The sequence below is a fragment of the Flavobacterium sp. genome (assembly GCF_024710485.1).
Lineage (GTDB): Bacteria > Bacteroidota > Bacteroidia > Flavobacteriales > Flavobacteriaceae > Flavobacterium.
In genome coordinates, this window is record NZ_JANJUQ010000035.1 from 1 (window position 1) to 21,556 (window position 21,556).

Annotated in this window: 19 protein-coding genes; 14 read left to right on the plus strand and 5 right to left on the minus strand. The window is 40.7% G+C overall.

The window, feature by feature from the left end; translation table 11 throughout:
- Positions 1 to 364: T9SS type B sorting domain-containing protein (locus Q0M21_RS09435; RefSeq protein ID WP_295337496.1), on the plus strand; the 364-nt coding region annotated here is incomplete at its 5' end.
- 285 nt (positions 365 to 649) lie between these two features.
- Here Q0M21_RS09435 and Q0M21_RS09440 read toward each other — a convergent pair.
- A complete protein-coding gene (locus Q0M21_RS09440; RefSeq protein ID WP_295337498.1) occupies positions 650 to 2,314 on the minus strand; it encodes a T9SS type A sorting domain-containing protein in 1,665 nt (554 codons plus the stop codon).
- Between the two features lie 360 nt (positions 2,315 to 2,674).
- On the opposite strand from Q0M21_RS09440, the gene Q0M21_RS09445 reads away from it, so the two are divergent.
- Positions 2,675 to 2,911 carry a hypothetical protein gene (locus tag Q0M21_RS09445; RefSeq protein WP_295337500.1) on the plus strand — a complete coding sequence of 79 codons (237 nt, stop codon included), beginning with the start codon at positions 2,675 to 2,677 and terminating at the stop codon, positions 2,909 to 2,911.
- A 165-nt stretch (positions 2,912 to 3,076) separates the two neighbouring features.
- On the opposite strand, the gene Q0M21_RS09450 is transcribed toward Q0M21_RS09445, so the two are convergent.
- Positions 3,077 to 4,270, minus strand: a complete 1,194-nt coding sequence (locus tag Q0M21_RS09450; protein WP_295337501.1) for a pyridoxal phosphate-dependent aminotransferase — start codon at positions 4,268 to 4,270, stop codon at positions 3,077 to 3,079.
- Between the two features lie 129 nt (positions 4,271 to 4,399).
- On the opposite strand from Q0M21_RS09450, the gene Q0M21_RS09455 reads away from it, so the two are divergent.
- Positions 4,400 to 5,734: an aspartyl protease family protein gene (locus Q0M21_RS09455; protein WP_295337503.1), complete on the plus strand. Its 1,335-nt coding sequence runs from the start codon at positions 4,400 to 4,402 to the stop codon at positions 5,732 to 5,734.
- Positions 5,735 to 5,764: 30 nt separating this feature from the next.
- Here the strand turns inward: Q0M21_RS09455 and Q0M21_RS09460 are convergent, their stop codons facing one another.
- A complete protein-coding gene (locus tag Q0M21_RS09460) occupies positions 5,765 to 6,199 on the minus strand; it encodes a DUF1573 domain-containing protein (protein WP_295337505.1) in 435 nt (144 codons plus the stop codon).
- A gap of 314 nt (positions 6,200 to 6,513) precedes the next feature.
- On the opposite strand from Q0M21_RS09460, the gene Q0M21_RS09465 reads away from it, so the two are divergent.
- A complete protein-coding gene (locus tag Q0M21_RS09465; RefSeq protein WP_295337507.1) occupies positions 6,514 to 9,141 on the plus strand; it encodes a valine--tRNA ligase in 2,628 nt (875 codons plus the stop codon).
- 358 nt (positions 9,142 to 9,499) lie between these two features.
- On the opposite strand, the gene Q0M21_RS09470 is transcribed toward Q0M21_RS09465, so the two are convergent.
- The gene (locus tag Q0M21_RS09470) at positions 9,500 to 9,895 is read right to left on the minus strand and encodes a hypothetical protein (protein ID WP_295337509.1); all 396 of its coding nucleotides are present in this window, start codon (positions 9,893 to 9,895) and stop codon (positions 9,500 to 9,502) included.
- 283 nt (positions 9,896 to 10,178) lie between these two features.
- Complete coding sequence (locus tag Q0M21_RS09475) at positions 10,179 to 10,370, minus strand: cold-shock protein (RefSeq protein ID WP_290876188.1); 192 nt, start codon at positions 10,368 to 10,370, stop codon at positions 10,179 to 10,181.
- 468 nt (positions 10,371 to 10,838) lie between these two features.
- Here Q0M21_RS09475 and Q0M21_RS09480 point away from each other — a divergent pair, with 468 nt between their 5' ends.
- From Q0M21_RS09480 to Q0M21_RS09525, 10 genes are all read left to right on the plus strand, one after another.
- Positions 10,839 to 11,258, plus strand: coding sequence for a helix-turn-helix domain-containing protein (locus tag Q0M21_RS09480; protein WP_295337512.1), 420 nt, complete (start codon positions 10,839 to 10,841; stop codon positions 11,256 to 11,258).
- A gap of 98 nt (positions 11,259 to 11,356) precedes the next feature.
- The gene (locus tag Q0M21_RS09485) at positions 11,357 to 12,619 is read left to right on the plus strand and encodes a hypothetical protein (protein ID WP_295337514.1); all 1,263 of its coding nucleotides are present in this window, start codon (positions 11,357 to 11,359) and stop codon (positions 12,617 to 12,619) included.
- Between the two features lie 25 nt (positions 12,620 to 12,644).
- Complete coding sequence (locus Q0M21_RS09490; RefSeq protein WP_295337516.1) at positions 12,645 to 14,183, plus strand: MFS transporter; 1,539 nt, start codon at positions 12,645 to 12,647, stop codon at positions 14,181 to 14,183.
- A gap of 11 nt (positions 14,184 to 14,194) precedes the next feature.
- Positions 14,195 to 14,410, plus strand: coding sequence for a DUF6814 family protein (locus tag Q0M21_RS09495; protein ID WP_295337518.1), 216 nt, complete (start codon positions 14,195 to 14,197; stop codon positions 14,408 to 14,410).
- A 77-nt stretch (positions 14,411 to 14,487) separates the two neighbouring features.
- Positions 14,488 to 14,682: a hypothetical protein gene (locus tag Q0M21_RS09500; RefSeq protein ID WP_295337520.1), complete on the plus strand. Its 195-nt coding sequence runs from the start codon at positions 14,488 to 14,490 to the stop codon at positions 14,680 to 14,682.
- Positions 14,675 to 17,368 carry an ATP-binding protein gene (locus tag Q0M21_RS09505; RefSeq protein WP_295337522.1) on the plus strand — a complete coding sequence of 898 codons (2,694 nt, stop codon included), beginning with the start codon at positions 14,675 to 14,677 and terminating at the stop codon, positions 17,366 to 17,368. Before Q0M21_RS09500 ends, Q0M21_RS09505 begins: the two co-directional genes overlap by 8 nt.
- Complete coding sequence (locus tag Q0M21_RS09510; RefSeq protein WP_295337524.1) at positions 17,365 to 17,727, plus strand: response regulator transcription factor; 363 nt, start codon at positions 17,365 to 17,367, stop codon at positions 17,725 to 17,727. Before Q0M21_RS09505 ends, Q0M21_RS09510 begins: the two co-directional genes overlap by 4 nt.
- A gap of 176 nt (positions 17,728 to 17,903) precedes the next feature.
- The gene (locus Q0M21_RS09515; protein ID WP_295337526.1) at positions 17,904 to 19,799 is read left to right on the plus strand and encodes an acetate--CoA ligase; all 1,896 of its coding nucleotides are present in this window, start codon (positions 17,904 to 17,906) and stop codon (positions 19,797 to 19,799) included.
- An 86-nt stretch (positions 19,800 to 19,885) separates the two neighbouring features.
- Positions 19,886 to 20,473 (plus strand): TetR/AcrR family transcriptional regulator, encoded by a 588-nt coding sequence (locus Q0M21_RS09520; RefSeq protein ID WP_295337528.1) that lies wholly within the window; start codon positions 19,886 to 19,888, stop codon positions 20,471 to 20,473.
- The gene (locus tag Q0M21_RS09525) at positions 20,470 to 21,555 is read left to right on the plus strand and encodes an HlyD family efflux transporter periplasmic adaptor subunit (protein WP_295337529.1); all 1,086 of its coding nucleotides are present in this window, start codon (positions 20,470 to 20,472) and stop codon (positions 21,553 to 21,555) included. Before Q0M21_RS09520 ends, Q0M21_RS09525 begins: the two co-directional genes overlap by 4 nt.
- Position 21,556 lies beyond the last annotated feature (1 nt).

Sequence of the window (21,556 nt, forward strand, 5' to 3'; positions counted from 1 at the left end):
TGTATCGTTGGGCAGTCATACGATTTATGTATGGGATGTTAGAAGTCCGGATGGATATTCATGTGGAGTGGTATCCATTGAAAATGTACAAGTGATAGATTACCCGAGATACTTTACACCAAACGGTGATGGTTTCCATGAGACTTGGAATGTAACAGGCTTGAGAAACTTTGACAATGTGACAAAGATTTACATCTTTGACCGTTACGGCAAGTTGTTGAAACAATTAAGCGCATCGGGCGATGGTTGGGACGGAACTTTCAACGGACAGCTTATGCCATCGACTGATTACTGGTTTACGGTAGATTATCCGGAGAATGGCGTGATGAAACAGTTTAAAGCGCACTTTAGTTTGAAACGATAATCAATCACTTAAATAAAAAGACACCCGTTCAGATGAGCGGGTGTTTTTTTTTGCAATATCAATGGCAATGTCAATAGTAATTTAATGCTAATGGAAAACGAGCGTGAAGTTAGCCCCGATTCCTTCGGCAGTCGCTTCGCTCGTGTGTAGCGAGTTACAGTGTAGCGCGGATAGCGGGAGCAGGAGTCAAAGAAAGACCAAATGTATGCTACTGAAACCAAAAAACGCCTCAAATAATTGAAGCGTTTTGATTTAACCTTATTAGAATTAACTATTTCAGTGTTTTTAGCTTTTGATAATCTTGTGTGAGTAGTTGTAGTTGTCTGCACTGATTTTTAAGATGTACAAACCTTGGGAGAATTGCGAAATATCAATTTGGTGACTATCAGCGCCGCTTTCTATATTCCATTGTTTTAGGAATCTTCCGTTGGCATCGAACAATTCAAAAACGACCTTGTCAACCAAACTGAAATTGATGTTTAAAATGTTTTGAGTTGGATTAGGATAGACCTTTACCGCATTTTTTATTACATCGGGAACACCCAAAGTACTTTCGCCATATTTGGCTATCAAGAAGTTGTTGTTAAAATTAGCATCTTGAACATTACCAACGGCATACAAACTTTCGTTTGCCGGATTCCATTTTATTACATCACCAAAATCGCCTGCAGTTGCATAGTTTCCGTAAGTGATGAAAGAGTACCACAACAATTCGCCCAAGCTATTGTATTTTAAAGTGGTCATATCAATACCGTCTCCGCTAGGTGTGTTGTCTCTGGAAGAACCGGTGATGTAGATATTACCGTTTCCATCGATAGCCAAATCGCTTTGACGATTTTGAGCTCCCAAGTTGTTCCTGTTAAAGTTGGTAGCCCACAATTGTGAACCATTGTTGCTGTTTAATGCAATAAGATTAATACCATCAGCGTTGGAGGTAGCGAAAACCACGTTGCCGTTAGGAAGTAATTCAACCGGTTGTTTTGTTGTGTAGCCTGTACTTGAACTTACAGAACCGTGAGACCACAGCATTGTTCCGGAGGGAGAAATTTTTTCAATGACCACTTGTAGGGCATTGATGCCGATTCTTTTTAGTTGACTGGAAGTATAGCAGTTTCCATTGGGGTCTAGGGTTAAGTTGATTCCAAAATCTTCAGCATTCCCGCTACCATTGATGCGGTGTTCCCATTGAAAGTCGCCGTTGGCATTCCACTTTACAGTGATGCTGTCGTAATGGGAATAGATACCGCCTGTGAAAGCGTAGCCTCGACTTCGACCGATAGCCCAGATTTCTCCGCTATCGCTAATGGCTATGTCTTTCAACATGTCATCAGAGTTGTACTGACTGTTATAAGTTTTTCGGAAAATGATACTACCGTCGTTGGCGGCTATTTTGTAAAGAATTCCATCGCTACCCTGTGTAGTCCAGAGGTTTTCATCATACATAGAACCTAAAACGTACAAAGCGCCGTTTTTGTATTCAAATACTTTACGGTTGGCTTCCTCAGTTCTGTTTTCTACGGAATTGGTTAGGTATTGTTGCCATAGTAAGTCCCCGTTAGGGTGGTACTTTCTGATGACAATTCGGTTACGGTTACTGTCGGTGTATCTGGTTTTTTCGTTGAATAAGGCATAAAGATTCCCGTTTTCGTCGCCAACTACGGCATTGGCAAATAGCTGCCAATCGGTATTTACCGCATAAATAAATCTTTTCCAAAGTTCTTGTCCTTGATCGTTTGTTTTGGTTATGGCTAACGCATCTAAATGACCGCCATGATTCGTTATTCTGGCAAAAGTGTAGGTTTCACCGCCCGGATTTACCCAAATATCGGTGGCATAATCGCTATTGGTGATGTCGATGTTGTGTGTCCAGTTAGGCGTTCTGGAAGTTTGGGCATTAGTAGAAAGGGTGGTAAGCAACAAACCCGAAAGGAGTAAAAGTGTTTTTCTCATGATTGTTGGTTTTGATTGAATGATTAAAAAAACTAAAGAATTAAAAATTAGACTTCAATATTAACCAAGCAAAAGAGAATTTGATCAGGATTTCTCTGCTTGGTTTTGGTTAAAACAATTACTATGACAGAAACCCTACTTTAGTTTTTAAGATTTGCTTTGTTTTAGCGGTTTTTACCGTAGGCCTGGTTTTTCATAAAATGGCGTTTGTGGAATTACCTTAATTTTCTGTAAGTATTTTAGGGTTTTATCGTTTAAAAACTTCTTTTTTTAACATCTCTTCGTAGTGATTTTAACAATTATTTTTATGAGAATAGTTTACATTTATAAACCCAACACAAACTAACCTAACTAATGATTTTGGCTACAGTATTTGAACAGGCTCAACAATACGATACTCCTTTATTATTGGAGTATTATTTTTGCGGAGAAAAAATTGAAGATCCGATACACTTTTTTGAAGTTAACAAAAGTTTGTATGAATTGGTCTTTCCTTCTCCCAAGGAAACCTTATCAATGATTGATAAGTATATTATTTACCGCGAAACGCATAAGTTGGTGATTTCGGAGTATGGTTTTCACCTGATTCATTTGTAACCGTGTTTTAATGAACTACCCAAGGTGAATATAGCCCCGACAATAGCGAGCTACCGTGTAGCGCGAATGGCGGGAGCAGCAGTGAAAGAAAGATCAAACGTGTGCTCCTAAAACAAAAAAAACGCCTCAATTACTTGAAGCGTTTTTTATAATGAGAATAAACAATTACGAATTGTACACTTTTAAAGCCTCTTTTAAAATGGCTACAGAGCGGATTAAATCTTCTTTTTTCAAGACGTAAGCGATGCGTACTTCGTTTAAGCCTACGCCCGGTGTAGAGTAAAAACCGGCTGCCGGTGCTACCATTACGGTTTCGCCATTGTTGTCGTAAGATTCCAATAACCATTGTGCAAAATCGTCGGCGTTTTTTACCGGTAATTGCGCTATACAGTAGAAAGCTCCTTTTGGTGTAGCTACTTTTACCCCTTCAATTTTTTGCAGTTCGGCAATTAAGGTGTCGCGACGGTCTTTGTATTCGGCTATCACATCATCGAAATAGCTTTGCGGGGTTTCCAATGCGGCTTCGCTGGCAATTTGGGCATAGGTTGGCGGACTCAAACGCGCTTGGGCAAATTTCATAGCGGTAGCCATCACTTCTTTGTTTTTTGATACGATGCAACCAATACGCGCACCACACATACTGTATCGTTTTGAAACCGAATCAATCATAATGGCGTGTTCTTCCAAGCCCGGCACGTTCATTACGGAGAAGTGTTTTTCATTCTCGTCGTAAATGAATTCGCGGTATACCTCATCGGCGATCAGGAACAAATCGTGTTTCTTAACAATTTCGGCCAATTGCATGATTTCTTCTTTCGAGTATAAATAACCGGTTGGATTGCCCGGATTACAAATCAAAATGGCTTTGGTTTTAGACGTAATCAGTTTTTCAAATGCGGCAATTGGTGGCAAGGCAAACCCTTCGTCTATGGTAGAAATTACAGGCACTACTTTTACACCGGATGCTGTTGAAAATCCGTTATAGTTAGCGTAAAACGGCTCGGGAATAATGATTTCATCACCTGCATCCATAGTGCTTCCCATGGCAAACAACAGGGCTTCAGACCCTCCGGTAGTGATAATAATATCGGCGGTGTCAATAGGTAAGCCGTGCGATTTGTAGTAAGCGGATAATTTGGTGCGGTAACTTTCAAAACCGGCCGAGTGGCTGTATTCTAATACTTTGATGTTGGCATTTTTTACCGCATTCAAGGCTACGTCGGGTGTTTTGATATCGGGTTGACCAATATTTAGATGGTATACTTTGTGTCCTTTTTTCTTGGCAATTTCAGAATACGGCACCAACTTACGGATGGGTGATTCAGGCATTTGCTGACCTTTTAGAGATATCTTAGGCATGTCGTTGAATTTAGTGATGCAAATTTGCGATTTTTTTAGCTCGAAAACAATTCCCGGAACGCTTTATAAAGTGTTAAAAATTATTTTTTACCCTATGTTTTTTAGTAAATTTAACCAAAATCATACGGAATGCGCTTTTTGTATCTTTTACTCTTTTTTTTAACCAGCCTGAGTTCCGGTTTTTGTCAATCCGGTTTTCATTTTGAAAAATCCAAGAAGAAAGTGGTCATTCCGTTTCAATTGATTAACAACCTCATTTTTATTCCCATCAACGTTAACGGCGAAACCTTAACTTTTTTGTTAGACACCGGGGTAGAAGAAACAGTCCTTTTTAGTTTAGATGAAAAAGAAGAAGTGAGTTTGTTCCAATTGGAAAAAATCAAGCTACGTGGTTTAGGCGCCAATGATGCGGTGGAAGCTTTCAAATCGTCCAAGAACAAATTGGAGGTTATGGGATTTACCGATACCGATCATGAAATTTATTTAATCCTCGATCAAGAGTTTAACTTTTCTTCCCAAGTAGGTATACCTGTTAACGGTATAATCGGGTATCATTTTTTTAAAAACCATTTGGTCGAGATTGATTATGACCGAAAGAAAGTAATCATCTATCCCGAAACCAACACCAAAATCAGAAAGCGACTCACCAAAATGTACCATAGAGAAGCCATCAGTTTAGAAAACAATAAGCCGTATTATGTGACCAATGTATCTACTACATCCAATACTCGTCCGTCGAAAATGCTCATTGATACAGGCAACAGCGATGCTATTTGGTTGTTTCTCAATGAAGCAAAAGACTTAAGCTTACCTGCTAAAAATATTTCCTGCTTTTTAGGGCGAGGTTTTAGCGGGAATGTTTATGGGCAAAGAGCCAGAATACGTCAGTTTACTTTTGGCAACACCACTTTTGAAAACCCTATAGGTACTTTTCCCGATTCCACCTCTCTGCGAAGTGTAAATTTTGTGTCCCAAAGAGTAGGCTCACTAGGAGGGGAAGTCTTATCGCGCTTTTCGGTTTTTTTCGATTATCCTAACAATTATATTTATGCTAAACCCGGCGCAAAGAGTAAAGCACCGTTTCATTTTAACATGAGCGGATTGGAAGTGCAACACGACGGACTAGAGTGGGTTACCCAAAGTTATCAAGACAATACAACAAGAGTGGCCATAGCTAAAAATGTACATTACAATAATGGTCCTGTACAAGAGCACCTTAAAATTAAATTCGAATTAAAACCGGTGTTCAGAATTTTTAATGTCAGAGAAGGCTCTCCGGCACAACTGGCCGGTGTGCAAAAAAATGATAGGATAGTTAAAATCAACGGCAGAAACGCCCATTATTTAACCATTGAAAAAATCAACGAACTCCTCAAATCCGAGGAAGGTAAAACCATTGTAATCGAAATTGAGCGCAATGGTATCAACCATACTTATAAATTCCAACTCAAAAGTATATTATAAAAAAAACTCCCGAGTAATCGGGAGTTTATGTTATTGCATCATAACGCTTTTTGTCTTTTTTTCCAGCAGGTTTTCTACCGGTTTTACAATCACTTCGCCTTTAATTTTTAAGGCTATACGACCTTCGTCTACATTTACGGCGTTACATTCTACGGTTATTGTTTTTCTAATGGGTCCCGGATTCATGTTGTATTTCACTTCAATTTTTCCGGTTTTGCCCGGCATAATTGGTTCTTTCGGAAAACTAGGTACCGTGCAACCGCAACTCGACTGTACATTATTAATTACTAAAGGTGCGTCGCCGGTGTTGGTAAACTCAAAAAAGCGAATACCGTTGTCTTCTTCTTTAGTAACTTTACCATAATCTATGGTATTGTCTTTGTCTTTAAACACAATTTTCGGACCGGTTTGCGCAAAAACCATGGCATTTACCAGGATAGTCGCTATAAGTAATAGTTTTTTCATAGGTCAAAAGTTACATTTGGTAAGTAAAAGTACTCGGTTTAAATTAATACACAAAAATTTAATTCTTAATTTTTTCTAAAGTCTTTATTAGTTACTTTTGCAGTTCAGTTTACAAAAGGCATGCCAGAAGATTAGAAGCGGCACGAGTGAAACGAATTGGCGAAGCAATGGTTGGTGAGTTTCAGCCATCCATTTTCCAGCTTTCCGTTCTGCAAGGCGCCACTGCAATCGGGGCTAAAGGAGAATCGTATTGCACTTTTGTAAGCTAACAATCTAAGAAGTCCAATAATCTAAGCAGTCTAACAATTTATTATATGATTCCAGCGCAATTCAACGCCCAAGAAGTAGAAAAAAAATGGTACGACTACTGGATGAAAAACAACTATTTTCATTCTAAACCCGACCACCGCAAACCTTACACTATTACCATTCCGCCACCCAATGTGACAGGCGTCTTGCACATGGGACACATGCTCAACAACACCATACAAGATGTGTTGATTCGTCGTGCGCGTTTGAAAGGATTTAATGCGTGTTGGGTTCCCGGTACCGACCACGCGTCGATTGCTACCGAGGCCAAAGTAGTGGCCAAGTTGAAAAGCGAAGGCATCAATAAAAACGATTTAACCCGTGAGGAGTTCTTAAAGCACGCTTGGGATTGGACTAACAAATACGGTGGTACCATCCTGGAACAGCTAAAACAATTGGGTTGTTCTTGCGATTGGGAACGTACCAAATTTACCATGGACCCCGATATGTCGGCATCGGTAATTCGCTCGTTTGTTGATTTATACAATAAAGGCTATATCTATCGCGGTTACCGCATGGTTAACTGGGATCCTGAGGCCAAAACCACCTTGTCCGACGAAGAAGTAATTTACGAAGAACGCCAAGGGAAACTCTATCATTTAAAATACCAAATCGAAGGTTCAAACGAGTTTGTAACCATCGCTACCACGCGTCCGGAAACCATATTGGGCGATACTGCTATTTGTATCCATCCCGAAGATGAGCGTTACACGCACCTAAAAGGCAAAAAAGCCATCGTGCCCATTTGCAACCGCGTAATCCCAATCATTTTTGACGAGTATGTGGACATGGAATTCGGAACCGGTTGTTTAAAAGTAACGCCGGCACACGATGTGAACGATAAAACCTTAGGCGAAAAGCACAACCTGGAAATCATCGACATTTTTAATGACGATGCCACCCTCAATTCCTACGGCTTGCACTACCAAGGCCAAGACCGTTTTGTAGTGCGTGAAGCCATTGCAGCCGAATTAGAAAACTTAGGCGCTTTGGCCAAAACCGAAACCCATTTGAACAAAGTAGGGACTTCAGAACGTACCAAAGCCGTAATCGAGCCGCGTTTGTCTGACCAATGGTTCCTTAGCATGGAAGAATTGGTAAAACCGGCTATCAAAGCGGTATTGGAAACCGAAGAAATCAAATTATACCCATCGCGTTTTAACAATACTTACCGTCATTGGTTGGAAAACATCCGCGATTGGAACATCTCGCGCCAATTGTGGTGGGGACAACAAATTCCGGCCTATTACTATGGCGATGGCAAAGAAGATTTTGTAGTGGCTGAAACCATTGAAGACGCTTTGAAATTAGCACAGGAAAAAACTTCCAACTTCGAACTTCGTACTTCCGACTTACGTCAGGATCCTGACGCTTTGGATACTTGGTTCTCTTCTTGGTTATGGCCAATGGCAGTATTCGGTGGTATTTTAGATCCCGAAAACGAAGATTTTAAATACTATTATCCTACCAACGATTTGGTAACCGGACCGGACATTTTGTTCTTCTGGGTAGCGCGTATGATTATTGCGGGTTACGAATACGCCGGCGAAAAACCGTTTACCAATGTGTATTTAACCGGATTGGTGCGCGACAAGCAACGCCGTAAAATGTCGAAATCTTTAGGCAATTCACCCGAGCCGTTGGAACTGATTGAAAAATTCGGTGCCGATGGGGTTAGAGTAGGATTGTTGTTGAGTGCTTCGGCCGGAAACGACATTTTGTTCGACGAAGAGTTGTGCAACAACGGTAAAGCTTTTGCCAATAAAATATGGAACGCCTTCCGCCTTATAAAAGGCTGGGAAGTAGCCGACCTTCCGCAACCGGAAAGCGCTAAAGTAGCTATCGAATGGTACGAAGCCAAGTTGCAACAAAACTTAGTAGAAATTGAAGACCATTTCGAAAAATACCGTTTGTCTGATGCCTTAATGGCTATTTACAAATTAGTTTGGGACGACTTCTGTTCCTGGTTCCTGGAAATGATTAAACCGGGTTACCAACAGCCTATCGATCGCGCTACGTTTGACAAAGCCATTGAAATGTTGGAAGCCAACTTAAAGCTGTTGCATCCGTTTATGCCGTTCTTAACCGAGGAGATTTGGGAGCACATAGCCGAGCGAACTCCGGAGCAAGCTTTAATCATAGCCGACTATCCGAAGTTGACAGCGTTTAACGCGCAGCTCATTGCCGATTTTGATTTTGCTGCCGATGTGATAGCCGGTATCCGTACCATCCGCAAGGACAAAAACATCGCCATGAAAGATGCCGTTGCCTTAAAAGTGGTAAACCACGAAAAGGCCTCGACTTACTTTGACAGTGTTATTGTTAAGTTGGGTAACTTATCTGATTTAGACTATGTAACCGACAAAGTAGATGGTGCGTTAACTTACCGTGTAAAGTCGAATGAGTACTTTATCCCGGTATCCGGTAACATCGACATTGCTGCGGAAATTGCTAAGCTGACTGAGGAGTTAAAATACACCCAAGGCTTCCTGCGCAGTGTACAGGGCAAATTGGCCAACGAGAAATTCGTAGCCGGAGCGCCGGAGCAAGTTATTGCCAACGAACGCAAAAAAGAAGCCGATGCCTTAGCCAAGATTGCCACGATAGAGCAAAGTTTAAACAGTTTAAAATAAGAAAAGCCCCGGTTGGGGCTTTTTTGTTGGGCTTTAGGTTTGGAGTTACACAGAGATACACAAGAGTGGTTTAAAGTTACGAGTTACGGGTTTAAAGTCTCGTATTCCCGGGAGCAACTATCCCACGCTGCCGCGCGAAATAAAAATCGACGTAGTCAATCCCTTCGCGTGGTTATTTACCTCCAAGTTTTAAAATTAATAAAGTATCAATATTTTTTTAATTTTTATTTAATTGCCACACGAATGATTCGCGCGGCAGCGGCGGCAAGAAGCAGGACTTGTCGGGTATTGCGGATTGGGTTATCGAGTAGGGTTCCTACCTCTCGGAGGGTTCTAAACCCTCCGAGAGGTAAATCCGTTACCCCCGATAAAAATATAACTTCGCAAAATCCAAGGTAAACACCATACTATCAGCCGTAGGAAAGGCTATAGCCGCATTTTCGTCGGTGGTGCCGTCTTGTTGGATGTCACGTTTTTGGATAATGGTTTTGCCATCGGCCGAAAATTCATACGTGCCGGTTAGGGTACTGTTGTTTTCAAGTACAGTGGTGGTGTATTTACCACCAGCCTCAAAGCACACCTTAATACTGTTAGGAGCAGGCGAGGTGTCCTCTCCCATATCCGTGGCTAGGGTGTATTCTATTTTTTGAAACACCCAACAACCCAGTATTTTTTTAGCGTGGTCTTCTTGGGCCAGCGTGCGGGCAGTAGGGGTTAGGAGTATGGTTAGGAGTAAGAGTTTTAAGTAGCGCATTGTGTTTTATAAATTACAAATTATTAATTACAACCCGAGGCGCAGCCGAACTGTGTGGAGCGCAGCGGAATAAATTACAAATTACAAATAAATGTAGTTGGTACAACTATAATTGTTATCAGGAAATAGCAACCAAAACAAAGTGTATTACTAAATACGCTATTAGTTGTATTCACTACCAATTCTATTCGTAATTACTCATTTATTCTAAACCTCAGCAAGATACCAATAAAAAAGCCAATCTATTACAGACCGGCTTAGTTGGTAAAGGTAAATATATATCTTAGATAACGTTTACATTAACGGCATGTGGGCCCTTTTGGCCATTTTCAACAGCATAAGTCACAGCGTCGTTTTCGCGTACGGTACCGTTAAGGCCGGTTACGTGTACAAAAACATCTTGACCTCCGTTGTTAGGGGTGATAAAACCAAATCCTTTGGCTTCATTAAAAAACTTAATTGTTCCTTCGTTCATAATAAATATTGTATTAATATGGGGTAAAGATAGTTTTTTATTGTTAACTTTTTAATAAAAATAAAAAAATATTAAAATAATAATATTGAAGCAAGGTTTATTTTGAATATTTTTTAATGTTTTGGTTAGGAATAGCACAGTAACTTAGTGGATACCCCAAAAAGGAGTTGAATTACGAATTAATGTAGTTAGTACATCTATTATTGTAATCAGGAGATTAAAACAAAAGCAAAGTGAGTTAATAAGAAAGCTATCTGTCGTATCTATTACTCAACCCATTCGTAATTCGTAATTACTAAAACAAGCTATTTGCTGTATCCACTACTCATCCCATTCATAATTCATAATTATTCATTCTTCATTTATTTCTCCTTAAAATTGCACTCTCTGTAATTTTTTACCCAAAAAAATGCATTAAATGCTTTTGTATAATTGCTAAATAAGTATATTTATGCAAAATTTATATATATGGAAATTATAGCGTGTCCCAAATGCCAAAGTGATGCGATAGTAAAAAGCGGCGTAATTAAGGACAGACAAAGGTTTTTGTGCAAAAAGTGCAATTACTACTTTACCGTAAACAAACTGGGTAAAAAGATCGACAGTTACTATGTGACCAAAGCCTTGCAGTTGTACCTGGAAGGGCTGAGTTACCGCGAAATAGAGCGTATTATCGGGGTGTCGCACGTTACGGTGAGCAACTGGGTTAAGGAGTTTAAAATTTCCAAACCCAACCATACCGATTACCATCCTACGTACAAGATATACAACCACATAGAATTGGTGGAATTTCTTAAAAATAAAGAAGTATTAAAAGGCGCCGGGATGATTATTACCGAGCTGGGCGATAAGTTCATGCTTATAAAATGGGAACGTTTTAAAGATTAACTATAGTAGTTTACAATAATATATATCGTAATTTTTTTCATTCGTTAAAAATTGGAATTTGGCTGAACAAAATGAACCAAAAACCAATTAATTAAATTATGAAAAAATTACTAATCCTAACGTTTGCCGCCTGCTCCTGGCAAGGCTATGCACAGCAAACACCGGCTGCTCCCTCAGCTCCGGCCGCTCCGGCCGCCAAAGAGTGGGACGTAAGCGTTTACGGTTTTGTTAGAACCGATTACATTTGGGATACCCGTCGTTCCGCACAAGTACGGGAATACAATTTAAACTTATACCCGTTAGACGAGCAACTCGATGCCAACGGTAAAGATGTTAACGATGCCGGCGCGTCTAACTTCCTGTCGTTAGTATCGCGTTTGGGTGTTAAAGCCAAAGGACCCGATGTTTGGGGAGCCAAAACCACCGGAACCTTAGAAGGTGATTTCTTTGGAAATACCGAAGCCTCTATTGGTTTGTTCCGCTTGCGCCATGCCTATGTTAATATGGAATGGGAAAAAACCACTTTAACGTTGGGGCAAACTTGGTACCCAACTTTTATTCCGGAAGTGTTTCCGGGCGTAGCCAACTTTAGTACCGGGATTATGTTTAACCCGTTTGGTTGGGTATCGCAAGCGCGCATCAAGCAAAACTTAACCAAAGAATTGTCGTTTGCGTTTACCGCTTACAAAGAAAGAGAGTTTACCACAGCCACCGCTACCGGAGGTACACAAAACTCGGCTTCTTTCAACTCGCCACTACCCACCTTGCACGGTCAGTTCCAATTTAAAAACAAAAACTGGATTGCCGGTTTGGGGTTTGAATACAAATCGTTACAACCTTTAACCGTAAGCAATGGTTTAGCTTCTAAAGAAAAAGTAAACACCACTTCGGTAGTAGGATACTTTAAATACAACAACGATACATTCCACATTAAAGCCTACGGTATCAGCGGTAAAAACATGTACAACTTAGTCATGTTAGGTGGTTTTGCGGGTTATACCGTACCGGGTGAAGTAGAAACTTACGAGGGGATTAAAACCACTGCCATGTGGGTGGATATAGCGGGTAACGGTAAAAGTGTAGCGCCGGGCTTGTTCTTTGGTTACACTAAAACCGATGGCGTAAGCAAAGACAATCCGACTACTTTATACGGTAGAGGTTTCACGGGAACCCGCGGCGTAGATAACGTAATGCGTGTTTCGGCTCGTGTCGATTTTAAACAAAACAAATTCAGAGTAACCCCTGAGATTGAGTACACCGGAGCCACTTGGGGCGATGTAAAACCGGATGCTACTTTCGACGGGAACAATAAAAAAGTAGGCAATTTCAGAGCTATGGTTTCTTGTTGCTACAGTTTCTAATAAACCAATTTAATCTTTATACAGTATGAGCGATAAAAAAACAAAAGGAATTTGGAAAGTGATTTCCGCTTCCTCCATGGGAACCATGATTGAATGGTATGATTTTTACATCTTCGGTAGTTTGGCCGTAGTATTATCTACCAAGTTTTTCCCAACCGATAATCCAACAGCAGCCTTTTTATCTACCTTGGCCACCTTTGCGGCTGGTTTCGTAGTACGTCCGTTTGGGGCCTTGTTCTTCGGACGATTAGGAGACTTAATCGGAAGAAAGTACACCTTTATGGTAACCCTAATGTTAATGGGAGGCGCTACTTTTATTATTGGATGTATTCCAAGTTATGAAACCATTGGTTTTGCCGCACCGGTATTGGTATTAATCCTGCGCTTGTTGCAAGGTTTGGCACTGGGAGGCGAATACGGTGGCGCGGCTACTTATGTGGCAGAGCATGCGCCTAAAGGTGAAAAAGGGTATTGGACCTCATGGATCCAAACCACAGCTACCGTGGGATTATTTATCTCCTTGATGGTTATTTTGATTACCAAAGCCGTAATGTCGAAAGAAGCTTTTGACGAATGGGGCTGGAGAGTACCGTTTTGGGTGTCTATCCTAATGGTGTACGTGTCGTACTTAATCCGTAAAAACATGGATGAGTCACCGGTGTTTGCCAAAGCCAAATCAGAGGGTAAAACCTCTACCAATCCGTTAAAAGAAAGTTTCGGACACAAATACAACTTAAAGTTTGTTTTGTTGGCTTTATTCGGAGCTACTATGGGGCAAGGGGTTGTTTGGTACACCGGTCAGTTTTATGCGATGAACTTCTTAAAAACGGTACAAAGTATCGACTCGTCGCAAGTAGATATGTTGTTGGGAATTGCCTTAATTTTAGGTACGCCGTTCTTTGTATTCTTTGGTTGGTTAAGCGACCGTTGGGGAAGAAAATCGATTATGATGGCGGGGATGTTGTTGGCTATCTTTTTATACCGACCTATTTACCGCGCCATGTATAGTTCGACCGATTTGAGTTTAAAAACTGAAATTGTAGCACAAACCAAAGTGGTGCCTAGCATGAAAGAAGTTGATGCTACTAAAATGGACTCTATTTACACCACTACCAAAGCCTATACCGATGGCACTACTGTAGAAGAAATTAAAACCAAACATTTCGAAAACGGAAAGTTAATGGTAGACGACAAAGGGAAAGATAAAATCGAAACCAAAGTCACCAAAAAAATCAACTCCGGCGATATGTGGTTTTTAGTATTCATGGTATTTGTACAAGTAATTTTTGTAACCATGGTGTACGGACCAATAGCGGCTTTCTTAGTAGAAATGTTCCCGGTAAAAATCAGATATACTTCGATGTCGTTGCCATATCACGTTGGAAATGGTATATTTGGAGGATTGCTTCCGGCTATTTCAACGTATTTTGTTACAACCGCTAAAGATGCCGGCAATCCTGAGTTTTATTTGGAAGGCTTGTGGTATCCTATAGGTATTGCAGCAGTATGTTTCGTAATCGGAATGATTTACATTGACAGAAAAATTAACACACTTCACGACTAAAACCACAGTATATGAACGCATTAAAGAAATTTTTAGGAATAGTTTGGATAGCTTTAGCCGTGGTTGTGGCCTATTTTGCTATCGGTATTTTCGGAGGCAAACTAACCTCAGGAAAACAAGACGATTTAGTTTTCGGGATAATTGTATTTTTTATATTATTGCCGTTAGTGGTAACCGGGTTAACCATCTTTGGTTGGTATGCCCTTACAAATGAATATGAAGATTAGCATAAATAAATAGTTTATTGGTAACCAAGGGCTCTTACGTTGTAAGGGCTTTTGGTGTTTAAATAGGAGAACCGTTTATGAAACAACGCCACCAACAAAAATTAGTCATCATCTCGCTGGTTTTGCTCATTGCCCTTAACCTGCCAATTGTATTGTTATTTGACAGTGCAGAAAGCTTTATGGGCTTTCCGGTGATTTATATTTATATTTTTTTGGTGTGGTTGTTTTCAACCTTACTTTCGTTACTCATTATAAAGCGATACCATGAATAGCGTAGTGTTGTTAGTTATTTTAGCGTTGTACTTAGGCGTACTGTTTTTTATAGCGCACTGGGCCGAGAAAAAAGAAAACTCGCGCTGGGCTAACAATCCGTATGTGTATTCGTTATCCTTGGCGGTATATTGTACAGCTTGGACGTATTATGGCAGTATAGGCGTGGCCGCTAATTCTGGTTTGAATTACTTGCCTGTCTATCTCGGACCCATTATTATTATTCCGGCTTGGATAATTATTTTAAAAAAAATCATCCGCATCTCTCGGGTAAATAAAGTGTCGAGTATAGCCGATTTTATTTCCCTGCGCTATGGCAACAGTAGGTTTTTGGGTGCTGTGGTTACCATAGTTTGCTTGTTTGGCATCTTGCCTTATATTGCTTTACAGCTCAAAGCCATTTCAGAAACCTTTCACTTGGTTACGCAAACGCCCTCGAACTCTAATGTATTTGATGACAGTACGACCTATGTGGCTTTTGCCTTGGCGATTTTTGCCTCTATTTACGGTACGCGCTATGTAGATGCTTCCGAAAAACGAAAAGGCATAGTAACCGCCGTGGCTTTAGAAAGTGTACTAAAGCTGGTCTTTTTTATAGTTATAGGGGTGTATGTAACTTTCTTTGTTTTTGATGGTTTTGATGATATTTATGCCAAAGCTTCGCTGCTCGAAAACTTTCAGCAAAAAAACACTATAGGCGGATTGCCTCAGGCCATTAACTGGTTTTTCTTGTGCATTTTGTCGCTCTTTGCTATTTTCTTATTACCGCGTCAGTTCCAGGTTTCGGTAATAGAAAATACGCGAGAAAACCACATCAATACAGCCGTGTGGTTGTTCCCGCTCTATTTATTACTGTTCAATATTTTTGTATACCCAATAGCTTGGGGCGGTAATATATTATTCGACGGCCAAAATGCCAACTCCGACACCTATTCGTTACTGATTCCGCAATTGTTTGACAACAAAACATTAACGGTGATGGTTTTCCTCGGTGGTTTTTCGGCAGCCATTTCCATGATAGTGGTTTCGTCCATCGGATTGTCCACCATGGTCAGCAACAACTTGATCATTCCTTACGGCTTGTTGGGCCGATTAAAGCACAATGAGCAAACGACTATCAACAAAAAAATTGTCAATATTCGTAAAATTGGTATTTTCTCACTCATCATCATTGCTTACTTTATTTACCGCTATTTTGCTCTGGATTACAGTTTGTTTTCTATTGGTTTAGTGGCGTTTGTTATTATTGCGCAACTGGCGCCGTCTTTTTTCGGAGCGCTGTTTTGGCGAAGGGGTTCACGAACCGGAGCGGTGTCAGGCTTAATAGTAGGCTTTGTCATTTGCTTGTACACTTTGCTCATTCCGTATGCACTCGGCATCACTTCTTCTGATACTTCATTCATCACCAACGGCTTCTTGGGTATCGAATTATTGCGACCGTTACAATTATTTGGTCTCAACTATTTGCAACCGGTGCCGCATGCTTTGTTTTGGAGTTTGTTGTTCAACTTTATGACCTACATCGCCGTATCGGTGAGTTTTAAAGGCAATTATCGTGAGCGCAACTATGCCGAGATGTTCCTCGACATCAATAAATACATCAATATGCACGAAAATGCTTTTGTGTGGAAAGGAACGGCGTACCGAAACGATATTGAAAAAGTACTGATTAAGTTTTTAGGCGAAGAACGAACCAAGCGCGCCATGAACATCTTTAACGTAAAATACAACGTAGATAAAAACGAAGAGTTGGCCGATGCGCGTTTGATTAAATTCTCCGAAAACCTACTCACCGGTCATATCGGAACGGCTTCGGCTAAAATCCTAATATCAAGTGTGGTGAAAGAAGAAAAAATCACCTTGCCCGAAGTGTTAAAGATATTAGAGGAATCTAAAGAGAACATCATCATCAACAAAAAACTCACCGAAACCTCCAACGAGCTCAAGGAAATCTCGGCCAAATTGCAGGAAGCCAACCAGTCGCTGATGATTAAAGACAAACAAAAAGACGAATTCCTCGATACCGTTACCCACGAATTGCGTACGCCAATCACCGCTATTCGCGCGTCGAGTGAGATTTTGTACGACGATGATGAGATACCAGAAGAATTGCGCAAACAGTTTTTGCAAAATATCATTTCCGAGTCCGATCGTTTGAACCGTTTGATTGATAAAATTTTAGATTTGGAGAAATTTGAAACCGGTCGCCAAAAGTTGCATGTAGCCCAACACAAAATCATGGCAACGCTCGAAAACTCAATTGAACCTTTACAGCAGTTAATTGCCAATAAAAACATTCATGTGCATTTAGAGGGTAATGGCAATCTCAAAGCCGAATATGATGAAGATCGCATAGTGCAAGTGGTGACCAATTTGGTGTCGAATGCCATTAAGTTTTGTCCGGATACCAATGGTTTGATTACTTTAGCGGTGTATGACAAGTTCGATTTTGTGCAAGTGGAAGTAAGTGATAACGGTAAAGGCATAGCCACAGCCGATTTCGAAAATATATTTGACAAGTTTTACCAATCGACCAATCAGAATTTCAAAAAGCCTATCGGCAGCGGATTAGGATTGGCTATTTGCAAACAAATTATAGAACACCACAAAGGCAATATTTGGGCCGCCAACAATGCTACCGGCGGCGCATGTTTAACCTTTACGTTACCCAAAAAACAACAAGCATGAAAAAGATTTTAATTGTAGACGATGAACCCAATATCGTCATGTCGTTAGAGTATACGTTTAAAAAGAACAACTTTGAAGTGTTTATTGCCCGCGATGGGCAAGAAGCTTTAGATATATTGCAAAACCAATTGCCCGATGTGATTATTTTAGATGTGATGATGCCCTTGGTAGACGGCTTTGAAACGCTGGAGCAAATCAAGAAAAACGAAAAGCTAAAGCATTGTAAAGTAATGTTCCTTTCGGCCAAAAACAAAGAAAGCGATATCGAGAAAGGTATCGCACTAGGCGCCGATGCCTATTTAACCAAACCGTTCTCTATTAAAAAAGTGGTGGAGCAAGTCAACGAATTGTTAGAATAACCGTCTTGGTTATCATTAAAGTTGTTATTGTTTGAGTCTTGATACTTATTGTTTTGTCTATCAACTTTTTACAGTAATTATTGTGTATATCTATTTAGCAATAAAGTTTTGAAAGGTAAGCGAATAATGGTTACTTTTAAACTGTTATTTAAACCGTTACCAACCTAACTTTATCCATGAATTACCAAGAATTATACAACCAAAGCATTCAAAACCCGGAAGCTTTTTGGGCTGAGCAAGCCCGTCAAGTGGATTGGTTTACCCAACCGCAAACCATACTCTCCAGCGATGAAACGGGTTATCCGTTATGGTACAAAGACGGCAGTTTGAATGCTTGCTATTTGGCACTCGACAAGCATATAGCCGATGGTTTTGGCGAAGAAATTGCAATTATTTACGATTCGCCTGTTACCCAAACCGTAAAAAAATACACGTATAACGAAGTCAAATCGGAAGTCGCCCGACTTGCAGGAGGTTTGGTTTCCCTTGGCTTAAAGAAAGGTCATACCGCCGTGATTTACATGCCGATGATTCCGCAAGCTACTTTTGCCATGTTGGCTTGTGCCCGTATCGGGGTAACGCACTCAGTGGTTTTTGGTGGTTTTGCGCCGCACGAATTGGCCATCCGTATAGACGATTGCAAACCCAGAGTGATTATTACCGCTTCTTCCGGGATTGAAATTGATAGATTAATTGCCTACAAACCCTTAGTGGATGAAGCTATTGAATTGGCTGAGCACAAACCGAAAAAGGTAGTGGTACTTAACCGCAAACTCGGGGCGAGAATTCCGTTTAAAAAATACGATGTGGATTACGATGCGCTAATCTACGGATCTGAGGAAGCCAACTGTGTACCGGTCGAATCTACGCATCCTTTATACGTTTTATACACTTCAGGGACTACGGGAAAACCCAAAGGTATTGTTCGCGATACCGGAGGGTATGTTACAGCGCTGTTGTTTTCCATGCAAAAGATATACGGTGTACAACCCGGTGAAGTATTCTGGGCCGCCTCCGATGTGGGTTGGGTAGTAGGGCATAGTTTTATAGTTTACGGTCCGTTACTTAACCGAAATGCCACCATCGTTTTTGAAGGTAAGCCTATCAGAACACCGGATGCCAGTACGTTTTGGCGGGTAATAGCTGAACATCGAGTTAGTGTTATGTTTACGGCGCCCACAGCTATCAGAGCCATTAAAAAAGAAGATCCTAATGGCGAGTTCATCAAGCAATATGATTTGTCGTGTTTGCGCACCCAGTTTTTAGCCGGGGAACGTTGTGATGTGGCTACTTTAGAATGGTACCGCGAGCACATTCCAATCCCGGCCATCGACCACTGGTGGCAAACCGAATCAGGTTGGCCTATGATTGCCAATATGATGGGGGTGGAATATTTACCTATCAAGCCGGGTTCGTCGGGTAAAGCAGTTTCGGGTTATAACATTATGATTTTAGGGGAGAATGGCCGGGAGTTAGCACCTAATGAGGAAGGCTATGTGGTTATCAAATTACCATTACCTCCGGGAACTTTGTTGGATATTTGGAACGATAACGAACGCTTTCAAGCCGGCTATTTGAATAAATTTCCCGGGTATTATTTCTCGGGAGATGGCGGCTACAAAGATGACGACGGTTACATCTACATAACCGGTAGGGTAGATGATGTGATTAACGTAGCCGGACACCGTTTGTCTACCGCCGAAATGGAAGAAATAGTAGCTTCGCACCATTCGGTAGCCGAATGTGCCGTGATTGGTATTAACGATGAGTTGAAAGGACAAATTCCGTTAGCTTTAGTGGTTACCAAACTTGGAGAAGAAATCGAACATTTCCAATTGCAACATGAAGTGGTGAAATTGGTGCGCGAGCAAATCGGAGCCGTTGCATCCTTACGCGATGTAGTGGTGGTGAATCGATTACCGAAAACCCGTTCAGGTAAAATTCTTCGTAAACTATTGCGAAGCATAGCCGACGGTGAAAACTTCCAAATACCTTCTACCATCGACGACGAAGCGATTATTGGCGAAGTAAAAGTAGTACTGGAGTTGGCCAAAATAGGCAGTTTTAAATAAAGTTGATAACTAAACCAATCCGTTTTATACGTGATTGGTTTTTTTGTATACCTTTGTAAAGTGAATGTTCACTAACTTTATAAATCATGACAGATTCCGCTTCCAAACGCCAACATGAAATTATAGCTTCAGCCGGGAAATTGTTGATGGAGAAAGGCATCAAAGGCCTTACCACTAAAAACTTGGCGCAAGAAATGGGTTTTTCCGAAAGCGCCTTGTACAGGCATTTTACCAACAAGGAAGACATAGTGGTTTTGTTGTTGCAACATCTGGCAGCTTCCATGAAAACGCGTTTAGATGCAATTGCCCAAAGTGAAGCTACAGCCTCACACAAATTAACGGCGGTATTTAACAGTCAGTTTCAGTTTTTTGCACAGCATCCGCATTTTGTGGTGGCAGTATTGTCGGAGGGCTTGTTCGACGAGTCAGAAAAAATCAACCAAGCCATACTGCAATTGATACAGTATAAAACCGAATTAATCGCGAACTTGTTTGAAGAGGGTAAACAACAAAAGGAATTCAATATCGAATTGGCGACACTTGATATGGTACATATTACCGTAGGCTGTTTTCGTATGATGATGTTAAAGTGGAAATTCTCCCAATTTCAAATCGACTTAATTCAACAAGGAAACGCCATTATGGCTACCAATTTTAATTTAATGAAAGCATGAAAAAGTTTGCAACGCTAACCCTCGTTTTATTATTCCTGTCGTGCGGAAAAAGCGTAGAAGTAAAACCCATCCGACAAGACATTCAAGAGCTGGTTTTTGCTTCCGGGCAATTGGAATGGGACGATTCTTATAACTTAATTGCCCAAACCGATGGTGTACTGGAGAAAGTTGTTTTTGAAGTCGGCCAACCTGTAACTAAAGGCATGACTATCGGTTTTATAGACAATAAAGTCAACCAAGTTAATACCGAAAGCGCTCAAGAGCAATTGGCCATTTCCCAAGAAAACGTAACCACCAACGCACCGGCTTTATTGCAATTGGAACAAAACATACAAATAGCTCAAAGCAAATACCTTCAGGATAAAAAACAAGCGGAACGATATGAGCGCTTGCAACAAAACAACATAGGCTCAAAAGTAGAATATGAAAACGCCCAATTGGCAGCAAAGAATGCTTTGGCCAATGTAAAGGCACTTCAAAAGCAATATGATGTATTGAAGCAACAAGCGCAACAACAACTCATTGCCTCCAGAGCGCAACTCAAAAGCAACAAGGTGTTGCAAGGTTACAATTCGGTTGTAGTGGCGGAAAGCGGAACAGTAGTAAAAAAGTTCAAAAACCAAGGCGACTACGTTAAGAAGGGCGATGTTATTGCTACTATTGGTAACCAACAAAAAGTAGAAGCCGTGCTCAATGTAGACGAAAACAGTATCGGCAAAGTCAAATTAGGACAAACCGTTTACGTTAAACTCAACACCGAGAAATCGAAAGTGTACAATGGCAAGGTCACCGAGATTTTATCGGCCTTCGATGTACAGTCGCAATCCTTTATTTGTAAAGTTACTTTCAACGAACCTTTGGCACAATCTTTATTCGGCACCCAATTGGAAGCTAATATTTTAGTGGCGGAAAAGAAAAATGCCTTACTCATTCCTCGTAACTACATGGGCTTTGGAAATAAAGTGAACATAAAAGGCAAAGAGGAAAACACAGTGTTGAAAACCGGGATTATCTCTACCGATTATGTAGAAGTGCTGGACGGATTATCCGAAACCGACGTACTCTTACCCTTAAAACCCTAGT

Excerpts from the sequence above, each read along its gene's own strand:
- Q0M21_RS09450 (WP_295337501.1), bottom strand. The coding sequence starts at position 4,270 with ATGCCTAAGATATCTCTAAAAGGTCAGCAAATGCCTGAATCACCCATC.
- Q0M21_RS09460 (WP_295337505.1), bottom strand. The coding sequence starts at position 6,199 with ATGAAAAAACTATTACTTATAGCGACTATCCTGGTAAATGCCATGGTT.
- Q0M21_RS09480 (WP_295337512.1), top strand. The coding sequence starts at position 10,839 with ATGGAAATTATAGCGTGTCCCAAATGCCAAAGTGATGCGATAGTAAAA.
- Q0M21_RS09525 (WP_295337529.1), top strand. The coding sequence starts at position 20,470 with ATGAAAAAGTTTGCAACGCTAACCCTCGTTTTATTATTCCTGTCGTGC.
- Q0M21_RS09520 (WP_295337528.1), top strand. The coding sequence starts at position 19,886 with ATGACAGATTCCGCTTCCAAACGCCAACATGAAATTATAGCTTCAGCC.
- Q0M21_RS09500 (WP_295337520.1), top strand. The coding sequence starts at position 14,488 with ATGAAACAACGCCACCAACAAAAATTAGTCATCATCTCGCTGGTTTTG.
- Q0M21_RS09510 (WP_295337524.1), top strand. The coding sequence starts at position 17,365 with ATGAAAAAGATTTTAATTGTAGACGATGAACCCAATATCGTCATGTCG.
- Q0M21_RS09465 (WP_295337507.1), top strand. The coding sequence starts at position 6,514 with ATGATTCCAGCGCAATTCAACGCCCAAGAAGTAGAAAAAAAATGGTAC.
- Q0M21_RS09455 (WP_295337503.1), top strand. The coding sequence starts at position 4,400 with ATGCGCTTTTTGTATCTTTTACTCTTTTTTTTAACCAGCCTGAGTTCC.
- Q0M21_RS09485 (WP_295337514.1), top strand. The coding sequence starts at position 11,357 with ATGAAAAAATTACTAATCCTAACGTTTGCCGCCTGCTCCTGGCAAGGC.
- Q0M21_RS09505 (WP_295337522.1), top strand. The coding sequence starts at position 14,675 with ATGAATAGCGTAGTGTTGTTAGTTATTTTAGCGTTGTACTTAGGCGTA.
- Q0M21_RS09495 (WP_295337518.1), top strand. The coding sequence starts at position 14,195 with ATGAACGCATTAAAGAAATTTTTAGGAATAGTTTGGATAGCTTTAGCC.
- Q0M21_RS09440 (WP_295337498.1), bottom strand. The coding sequence starts at position 2,314 with ATGAGAAAAACACTTTTACTCCTTTCGGGTTTGTTGCTTACCACCCTT.
- Q0M21_RS09515 (WP_295337526.1), top strand. The coding sequence starts at position 17,904 with ATGAATTACCAAGAATTATACAACCAAAGCATTCAAAACCCGGAAGCT.
- Q0M21_RS09475 (WP_290876188.1), bottom strand. The coding sequence starts at position 10,370 with ATGAACGAAGGAACAATTAAGTTTTTTAATGAAGCCAAAGGATTTGGT.
- Q0M21_RS09470 (WP_295337509.1), bottom strand. The coding sequence starts at position 9,895 with ATGCGCTACTTAAAACTCTTACTCCTAACCATACTCCTAACCCCTACT.
- Q0M21_RS09490 (WP_295337516.1), top strand. The coding sequence starts at position 12,645 with ATGAGCGATAAAAAAACAAAAGGAATTTGGAAAGTGATTTCCGCTTCC.